This window comes from Dissulfurispira sp., from assembly GCF_036745535.1.
Taxonomy (GTDB): Bacteria; Nitrospirota; Thermodesulfovibrionia; order Thermodesulfovibrionales; family Dissulfurispiraceae; genus Dissulfurispira.
In genome coordinates this window covers 1-9,284 of the sequence record NZ_DAIOFX010000063.1, presented here as the reverse complement: position 1 = coordinate 9,284, position 9,284 = coordinate 1, and the positions used below count along the sequence as shown (strand labels likewise).

7 protein-coding genes are annotated in these 9,284 nt (G+C 44.5%); all 7 read right to left on the bottom strand.

From position 1 onward, the window contains the following. Positions 1-362 precede the first annotated feature (362 nt). Complete coding sequence (locus tag V7L97_RS09735; RefSeq protein ID WP_333655474.1) at positions 363-677, bottom strand: hypothetical protein; 315 nt, start codon at positions 675-677, stop codon at positions 363-365. Between the two features lie 12 nt (positions 678-689). Next, on the bottom strand, positions 690-1,955 hold the full coding sequence (locus V7L97_RS09730) for an HD-GYP domain-containing protein (protein ID WP_333655473.1): 1,266 nt from the start codon (positions 1,953-1,955) through the stop codon (positions 690-692). Continuing rightward, positions 1,952-3,925 (bottom strand): methyl-accepting chemotaxis protein, encoded by a 1,974-nt coding sequence (locus tag V7L97_RS09725; protein WP_333655471.1) that lies wholly within the window; start codon positions 3,923-3,925, stop codon positions 1,952-1,954. The genes V7L97_RS09730 and V7L97_RS09725 overlap by 4 nt, the downstream gene beginning before the upstream one ends. Before the next feature lie 13 nt (positions 3,926-3,938). Continuing rightward, positions 3,939-4,814, bottom strand: coding sequence for a methyl-accepting chemotaxis protein (locus V7L97_RS09720; RefSeq protein WP_333655470.1), 876 nt, complete (start codon positions 4,812-4,814; stop codon positions 3,939-3,941). Between the two features lie 41 nt (positions 4,815-4,855). Then, entirely contained in the window at positions 4,856-5,650 is a 795-nt protein-coding gene (locus tag V7L97_RS09715) for an MBL fold metallo-hydrolase (RefSeq protein WP_333655469.1), read from the bottom strand. 85 nt (positions 5,651-5,735) lie between these two features. Then, positions 5,736-6,788, bottom strand: coding sequence for a protein-glutamate methylesterase/protein-glutamine glutaminase (locus tag V7L97_RS09710; protein ID WP_333655468.1), 1,053 nt, complete (start codon positions 6,786-6,788; stop codon positions 5,736-5,738). Further along, complete coding sequence (locus V7L97_RS09705) at positions 6,788-9,241, bottom strand: methyl-accepting chemotaxis protein (protein WP_333655466.1); 2,454 nt, start codon at positions 9,239-9,241, stop codon at positions 6,788-6,790. Before V7L97_RS09705 ends, V7L97_RS09710 begins: the two co-directional genes overlap by 1 nt. Positions 9,242-9,284 lie beyond the last annotated feature (43 nt).

Here is a 9,284-nt window from a genome sequence, read left to right as displayed (position 1 = left end):
TGTACGAGACAATAAAAGAGAAGACGATTAAAAGAAGCATAAATCCCATGAAAAATAGATTTCTCCTCATTCCCACCTCATGGAAAATCCCAGCATCAATATCAGAAAGCCCACCGGCCTGATAATATGCCCTGCCATCCACGGAAACGATCTAACATCCGCAGGAAAGAATAAGAATACAGAACTTACTGCAACAAGAAAAAAGCCGACTGTTATAGCGCCAATATGCTTTTTTCTGTCCCTGATGTATTCGGACAGATATATTACAGACAGAAGAGATGATAAAAACGCCGTGGGCATCCCGAGTGAAAACCTCGTCTTAAAAAAGTCTGCCATCATACTGCTTGACAAAAACAGTACGGTCAACAGGACAAAAATATCGAAGGGATGTATTTTTTAACCCTGCTTTCCTTTCTTACAAATGGAGATGCGAGTATAGAAGCAAAGCCGGTCAGGTAGCCCATAAGAGAACCGTATAAAAGCCCCTGAACCTCGCCGAAAATGTGACCCATAATATGGATGGCGCTGCTCACCGAAAGGATGAAGAACCCTTCTGCGGTCATGAAAGAGAGGCTGTCAGGCATCTGTCTGTGCCTTTTTGTCATTGCAAACGCAATTATAAAGCAGGCAATGCTGACAATGAGCTCTTCTAAGTTGTGGTAGAGATAGCCTTTCATAGGATAATTATATTAGCCCACGAATTGTTTTACAGCAATATACTCTTCGCCTGCCTTAAGCTGGGCATCGAGCCGCACATCATCGAGATGCCTGAAATATGTTATTGCCACATCCACGATGCTTTTATCAAGACCATTGTTTTTAGCCATGTCCTCTATTATTTTTAATGCATCTTCTCCTGACATTCCCTTCCTGTAAGGTCTATCCTCTGTTATAGCAGTAAAGACATCCGCCACTGCCATAATCCGTGAGCCTATGGGCAACTCGCCTCCTTTTATATGAAACGGATAGCCTTTTCCATCCATCCGTTCATGGTGAAAAGAGGCCCATGTATTTATAATATCAAGCCCTGATACTGCCTCGAGTATTCTGTAGGAGTGGTAAACATGACTCTTTATGATATTGAATTCTTCATCAGAAAGCCTTGCGGGTTTTTCGAGTATCTCCGAGGGGACAGCCAGTTTGCCGATGTCGTGGAGATAACCTGCAACCGACATCATCTTGCACTCTATTTCCGAGAAACCTATCATCTGCGCCAATAATGTTGCTACTGCACTGACGCCTGCTGAATGGACTGTTGTAAATGGACTTCTGTAATCTATGATGTGGCTGAAGATCTTTGCTATGTTTATAAGCTCATTCATATTCAGTTCGGCATCTGGCAGGACATTTCTATCCGAAATTATCTGGTCGATCTCTGGTGATACTGCATCAAACCAGAAAGATTCTTTAGCTGACAGATTCTCAAAGACTTCTACGAGATCGGGCACAAATATATTATTGGAGCGGGATTTAATTGCATCCACCACTTTTTTCTTTTGACTTAATATCTCCTGTTGTTTATCGATAAGCACCTCTACCCTATCGGCAAGATGAATGATATGGCCGCCAACAGGGATTTCCTCCCCATCAAACCTGCACCCCTCGCCTCCTTTCCACGGGATATGATGGTAACGGATAAGCTTGGAGATGGCGGGGTACATATCAAAGTCCTTGATAAGCAGATATCCCCTTTCAGCATGCAGGTAAGGGTTTTTAATCTCAAATTCGAGGGCATCAATCCTTTCATGTTCTGAAAAAACACCAATGTCATGAATTGCCGATGCTAAAAATATATCATTTATATCCTGCCGTGAGAGCCCTGATTCCTTTGCTATCTCACTGGCAATTACAGCCACCCTCAGATGATGGTTAGCAACTTTTGGATTAACAAAATCCAGCGCCTTTGAAAAAGAGAGAACAAGATCAGAAAGTTTAATCCTTATGTTTCCTATCACGCCTCAGCCTCAAGTCTTGCGAGTATGGAGATAATCCCATCAACAAGTTTTACCGACTCTGCTATGTATGTTTTTGTTAATTCCCTATCTCCCCGCCGAGCTGCCTCATAGGCATTAAGACCTAACTCGTGCAATCTCCTGTGAGGAGACTCTATCTCTCTAAAGGCTCCGAGGCTTCCAAAGAATTCCTTCCCTTCTCCGTAATACCATTTCCCCATCCTCGACTTATCGGCCTGCAATTCATCCATGTTCATGGATATATCCCGCGCATCGATCAAATCCATGATCCTGTAGAGCCATAAGACGTAGTCTGCCTTTGTCACTCCTATTTTCATTTTAGGATCATAAAAACCATCCAGCAATTTAAGAAATTCCTTTGCATTGACGCCGAATTTATTGAAAGAGGCTGTCATATCTTTCACTGCGTGAGAGCTTTCTTTTGCATTTTCGGCTATGTTTGTCAAGTTGGTCGATATCTCTGTTACAGTGGCCGACTGCTCTTCGGTTGCCGTAACAATCTGGTGTACCATGTCGGCAACCCTCTGGAAACTGCTATGTATATCTCCGAAAGACTCGTCAAGGTGCCGGGCTATAGCAGCAGTGGCCTTTGCCTTTTCCACAGCCACATCCATCATGTCGGTTGCGCTTATCGTGCCGTTATGGATGGAGCTCAGGATATTATTGATCTCTGCTGTGGCGTTTGTAGTCCTCTGGGCAAGTTTTCTCACCTCGTCGGCCACAACCGCAAAGCCCCTGCCCTGCTCTCCTGCCCTTGCCGCTTCGATAGCTGCATTCAGGGCAAGGAGATTGGTCTGGTCTGCAATGTCCTTTATCATGACCACGATCTCGTCTATCTTTTTTGAGAATTCAGACAGGTCTCTGACCTTATCCGAAGCCATTTCTATCTGTGTGTTCACGCCATCTATAGAGGAGACGGTCTCATCAATCATCCCTTTGCCTTTAAGCGATACATTCATTGCATTCTCGGCTGCCTGCGATACAACATTGATGTTTCTTGCTATATCGCCGATTGTGGACGACATCTCCTCTACTGCGGTTGCAGCAGTGGTTATACGTTCAAGGTCATTGTCAACCCTATGCAATACATCCCTTCCATAAAGGGTAAGGTTAGTGGCGTTCTTGAGGATATGAACCGTCTTATCCGCCACGTCCCTTATAACATACCGCATTGCCTTTATTATGCTCGTTACATCATCAGCTACTTTTCCGAACTCATCGCCGGTTTTTGATTCGACCTTAACCGTAAGGTCTCCTTTGGCAACTTTTTCTGCTGAGGAGCTTATGTCATGAAGGACGCCGATAACATACCTGTTGATGAACCAAAAAGAAAACACAAAGGCTACGGCAAATATGGCTACTACAATGACTATTACCGTTGTTATGGTGGTCTTTATTTCCCTGTTTATGGTCCCAATATCTTCGACAAATTGTTTTCTTGAGGACTCTATTATCTCATTGGCAATGCCAATAAACGCCTTAGACCTCTCTGCCTGAACAGTCCCGAGAATTTTTAGGGCATCGCTGACCTTGCCGTCTTTTACAAGGGGTACAAGTTCTTTTGAAATCGTGTCCTTAAAGGGATTCAGCGCCTTTTCAATTCCGCCTATCTTTTCCCTGAATATCCCCTTTTTAAGTTTTGACATGTTCTCATCTATAGCTTCCGAGATAGAAGCAATGACGCCTTCCTGGTTTTCCCAGACATCGGGGTCCTTTGCTATTGCCATCCTCAAGAACGCTGCCCTGATTCCATTGATGTCCGCCTTGAGTTGGTTTATAAGCTGGATATCGTTGCTCATGGCATTCATGGAATCGTACTTGGACTTGATATTAAAAAAGTTTATTCCTATGAGTCCTATAATTCCGAATATCAGTGAGCTCATGAAGATATAGCCCATCAGTACCTTTTTCTTCAGGCTGATGGAGAGCAGACGATTAATCAATCCTTTCATCCCGCCTCCTTTTTTAGAACTTAACCATTTTGTTTATCTCTACATTAACCTTTGCAACAGTGGAAAACACCTTATGCGCTTCTTCGAGGGTTGATACAACGAGGGAAACCCGTTTCGTTACATCTGTCAGCACCTGGCTCTGCTCTTCAATGGCTGAAGAAAGATTATTTACAGAATCTCCGACCCTGTCGGAAAGCACTTTTGTATTTTCAAATGTCGATCTTATGGATTTTATGTCATGCTCAAATGCGATGATTATTTCGGAAATCTTGTCCACTTCCCCAACTGCCGTAATAACCTTTTCCTTTAAATCTTCAAGTATATCGGCAATGCCCTTTGTCAATTTCTCTGTCTTCTGGGCCAGCTTCCTAACTTCGTCGGCCACAACAGCAAACCCCCTTCCCTTGTCGCCAACCCGCGCTGCCTCTATTGCAGCATTAAGGGCAAGCAGATTGGTCTGGTCTGCTATGTCGGAGATGGATACGACTATATTGCCAATATTTTCTGTTGCAGCACCCAAATTCTGGATGTTATTAACAACCTCTGCAACCTTCTCCTGCTGTCTCGATATGTCCTCAACTCTTTTGCCCAGCTCCACATCGAGGGTATCATTCTGTCTTACCATCTCCTGCACCTGTGTATTAATGGACGATACATTGCCGGACATATCCCTTATGGTTGCATCGATCTCTTCTATGGCCGTGGCAACGGATGTGGTCTCGTCCTTTATTCTGCCAAAATTACTGTCTATTAAATCCATGGTATTGGTGATGGTAGAGCCAAGAAGAGTGGATTTAATAAGCCCTGTGGAAATTTTCTGTATTGCAGGCAAGAGATTATCCTGCTGTATTACAACTTGCTCTTTTTTCTTAAAAAGTCTCAATGCCATATTTTCCCCTCCATTACTCCAACACTCCATTACTCCGTTTTTTATTTATATATCTCATTTATAATGTCAGAGCCGCACCTGAGTCCAGAGAGCCAATCCCAGAACCTCTTTACATGCTCTCTTTTAAATATAGCGCCGTGCTGTGGTGCAATCATGTCTATATCGTATTTTGATACGTTTTCCATATACTTTCTGCAAACGGAGTTGGATGCCATGTATCTTTTATGGAAGCCTTCCATAAGCTTCACATGGGAACTAAAGTCCCTGACAAAGGGATGCCTCTCTCCCTTAGGGAATATTGCTGCACCGAGGTCTCCGGTGAAAAGTATCTTTGACTTCGGATCGTATACATGGAAATTGGCAACTGAGTGTAAAAAATGGGCAGGGATAAACTCAAGGGAATCGCCCGAAGAAAGTTGAATCCTTCCTCCATTATCATCTATAGGGACTATCCTGGTCATGTCGAACATTCCATAATGGAGAAGGAATCTTACCCACCACTTCGAGAGATGTATTTTTGCAGGGGTCACACTGAGCCAGAGTACTATGCCTGAAGAAACATCCGGGTCCTGGTGTGAAAAAAATATATGTTGAATCCTGCTTAAATCAATATACCTCGATGTATTCGCAACAACACGCGGGAACACATGAATTCCGCCAGGGTCAAGCAGGATGCCTGTGCCTTTATTTTCTATAAGATACTGGTTTACCTGAACGAGTCCCTCTTCTTCATGCTCTTCCCATCCGAGCCACACAAACCTGTGTGTTCCGTCGTCATAAAGGACTTCTCCTTTTACAATGTCTACATCATTTACAGCACTCGCAACCTTTGCCATAAAGACCTCCTCTCCAAAATATATATAGTCAAAAATTTTAATGGGATGTGAGGCATGCTGAAAAAACCTTTACTCTTAGATGGTTCTATACAGCGTTTATAATCTCTCCTGCCATCTCCTCTAAAGACAATACCTTATCCGCTATGCCTGCATCCACAATCGCCTTCGGCATTCCATAGACAACGCAGGTCTCTTCGTTCTGGGCAAATATCCTTCCGCCTGTCTTCTTTAATTCAGTAAGTCCTTTAAGCCCGTCGTTTCCCATGCCGGTAAGTATTACTCCCAGCGCCCTGCCAGGAAAAAATTCCGCTACAGAAAACATAAGGGCATCGACAGATGGACGGTAAATAAACTCCTCTTTGCCCTCGGAAATTGTAATGACGGTCTCTACTCCCCTTGGTCTCTTCACCCTCATATGTCCCCTGCCGGGCGCTATATATGCAACGCCATTTTTTAAAGATTCTCCCTCCTCAGCCTCCTTCACGGTGATCTGGCTGAGCTGATTCAGCCTCTCTGCAAAGGGGCCAGTAAAGTTTGGAGGCATATGCTGGGCTATGACTATGGGTGTGGGGAAGTCCTTTGGCAGTTTGGGAATTATCTCCTGAAGCGCCTTAGGCCCGCCGGTGGAAGTCCCTATAGACACCAGGTTTATCCTGCGCTCTCCTGTTGTCCTCACGGGCATTGATTTGGAAATTTCTACTGCCTTTGGTGCTGTTACCGGCCTGATGCGCCTTTTCACAATGCCTTTTCGGGCTATATGTTTTATTTTGTCAATCAATATCTCTCTTATCTTCACAATATTTATCGAAAGGTCCGAGAGGTTTTTGGGTATAAAGTCCACAGCGCCGAGGTCAAGGGCATCCAGTGTAACCTTTGCACCTTCTGTGGTAATGGAGCTTACCATAATCACAGGTACAGGGTTCTTCTCCATTATATGCCTCAGTGCAGTGATGCCGTCCATCCTCGGCATTTCAACGTCCATTGTCACAATATCGGGGTTGAGGCTCGCAACCTTTTCCAGCGCCTCAAGACCGTCCCTCGCTGTACCGACAATCTTGATCTCGGGGTCGGATGAAAGCATATTGGACAGCGCATTCCTCATGAATGCCGAATCATCAACAATTAGAACCTTTATCATTATACCTTAAACCATCCTACCATAGCATTTAATTCTGTGGCGAGTTTTGATAGGTCTCCTGCTGCGCGTTTTATTTCAACAATGGAGTTGCCCAGTTCCCTCGTTATTACCGCGATGTTTTCCATATTGTGGGAAACCTCCTCGGAGGCTGATGACTGCTCCTCGGTAGCCACAGCGATCCTCTGAACCATGTCCGCAACCCCTTCCACGTATGAGACGATTTCGTCTATGGACTTCAATGTGCTGTTTACATGCTCAAGCACCCTTCCGACAGATTCCCTCACCTCTTTCATGAAGTTCACGGATTCCGTAACCTCTGTCTGCATTGCCCTGACAGTGTTTCCAATATCGCCGGTTGCAACAGTTGTCCTTTCTGCCAGTTGCCTGACGTTGTCCGCCACCACCGCAAAGCCTCTACCCTGCTCCCCTGCACGGGCTGCTTCTATTGCGGCGTTCAATGCGAGGAGGTTTGTCTGGTCTGCTATATCTTTTATCAATGTTATGACATTGTTTATCTCCTCCGATTTCTGCCCGAGGGATTCCACTTTTGCTGCAGATTCCTTGACTGTATCTGCAAATTTTTGCAACTCCTGCACTGTTATATGCATTGCATCCTTGCCCTGCATTGCTGCCTTTTTCATTTTCTGTGCAGCTTCTGCCGTGTGGGAGGCATTTTTTGTCACATCGAGGGTTGTCTGCGACATTTCTGTCATTGCTGTTGCCGATTGCTCTATCTGGCCATGCTGCTCACGTGAGCCTTTTTCAAGGGATGTAGCTGTGGCTGATAATTCTTCGGAACTGCTTGCCAGACTTCCTGTGGCGGTCCTTATCTTTCCGACTATTTCCTTTAGATTGGTCACCATCGTGCACATGGATGCCTGGACTGTACCGATCTCGTCCACAGGACGGGCACGTATCTCTGTTGTCAGGTCTCCTTTTGCCACATCATTTGAAATACCTATGAGATCGTTCAGAGGCTTTGCTATTGACCTGTAGACCCATGTGCCAAAGGCAATACCGAATATAACCGCACCTATGCTTATTGCCGCGATGAGTATGGTGCTGAATCTGACCATCCTGTTCACCGTTCCTATAGCCTTTTCCTGTTCACCCTGTGCTGTGGTAACGGTCTCTTTGCCTTTTGCTGCCTGCTTCAAAACTATATCTCTTAATTTCTCGGTAGCCTGCAGCGCCTTTTCTTTCATTGTAATCTGGTGGCGGATTTTCGCAATTATTCCATCCCTCGCAAGGAGTAACCCCTTTATAGAATTCAATGCTCCCTTAACACCCTCAAGTGTCTTGACCTCTTCTTCGACCTCTAATTTCTTTAGTGCAGTCTTGATGGATTTAATTACATTATCTATTTTTTCAAAGGTCTTTTTGATCTCGGACTCTATAACATCAACTTCCTTAGTGCTCGATATTGAAGTAAAAAGCCGGGTCGTCAATCCCTCTACATTAGAACTTAATGCAACAAGCTTTGAACTCCTTATGAGGGCGTTATTGGCTGTATTTGCCTCTGTCACAAGGCTCCCCTGCCTTGCTGCCTCAGCCGCAGATTTCGCACTGGCAGATGCTATCTCCTGCTCTGTGTTCAATAAAATAGCTAAGAGTTTCTCTGTTACTCCTTTTAAAATCTCTTCGAATTTTGTTTTATCAGCACCGGCCTTTTCGAGTATTTCCATCTGGCGTTCCACAAGATTACCTATCCTTTCAGCGATGAGCTTGATATCGTCATGAAGATGTTTGGAATCTTTTACATGCTCATTCTGTAAAATTTTATTTATTGTTGAATTGGCTTTACCGCGGGCTATGATAAGGGTCTTTTTGTCAGGAGCGCGCTGTATCTCAAAAATAGAAACCTGCAAATCCTTTAATGCAACCTTCAGATTTTCGATGTTTCTCATTTTTGCTGTGATTGCCTTTGTATCTTCCAGCGATGTATTAAAGGCTGCAGAACGGTTAAACTGAACAGATCTAATTTTTGTATCCATATCATCCAGTTTCACAGAGGCATCTTTCAGCCTCTGTGTAATGGTTTTATTTGCTGCAACTGCATCTTCTTCAGCCTTTAATCTGTCTTCCGTTATTTCGAAAACCTCTTTTGCTATACGGCTCAATTCATTGTAGGTCTCCATCTTTGTGCCTCCTGACAGAGACTCCAATGCATCCTGAGTATTCTTAACCTCTGATAGAGATTTTTCGGCTTCGGTGCGATAGGTCTTGTATTCTTCCATGCCTTTTGAGGCGCTTACCTTGACGAGGTCGGCAGTGGTCCCCTGTATTGCCCTCTGGAGTTCGAGCGTCCTCACCTGAAACGGCGTGCTCCGCTCTGTAAGGTTAAACAGCTTGCTTTTAACAAAACCCATCCCTATAATGCTCGTGCCGACAACAGCACCAATGATTACAAGGACGATAATAACATTCAATGTCAGCTTGGTCTTTATAGTCATAATGTTCTCCCCCTTCCTTCAAAACCCCCCATCCTGTCCTTCC

Bases quoted from the DNA above. Each gene is read 5' to 3' on its own strand.
- V7L97_RS09720 (WP_333655470.1), bottom strand. From the start codon at position 4,814: ATGGCATTGAGACTTTTTAAGAAAAAAGAGCAAGTTGTAATACAGCAG.
- V7L97_RS09710 (WP_333655468.1), bottom strand. From the start codon at position 6,788: ATGATAAAGGTTCTAATTGTTGATGATTCGGCATTCATGAGGAATGCG.
- V7L97_RS09715 (WP_333655469.1), bottom strand. From the start codon at position 5,650: ATGGCAAAGGTTGCGAGTGCTGTAAATGATGTAGACATTGTAAAAGGA.
- V7L97_RS09705 (WP_333655466.1), bottom strand. From the start codon at position 9,241: ATGACTATAAAGACCAAGCTGACATTGAATGTTATTATCGTCCTTGTA.
- V7L97_RS09725 (WP_333655471.1), bottom strand. From the start codon at position 3,925: ATGAAAGGATTGATTAATCGTCTGCTCTCCATCAGCCTGAAGAAAAAG.
- V7L97_RS09735 (WP_333655474.1), bottom strand. From the start codon at position 677: ATGAAAGGCTATCTCTACCACAACTTAGAAGAGCTCATTGTCAGCATT.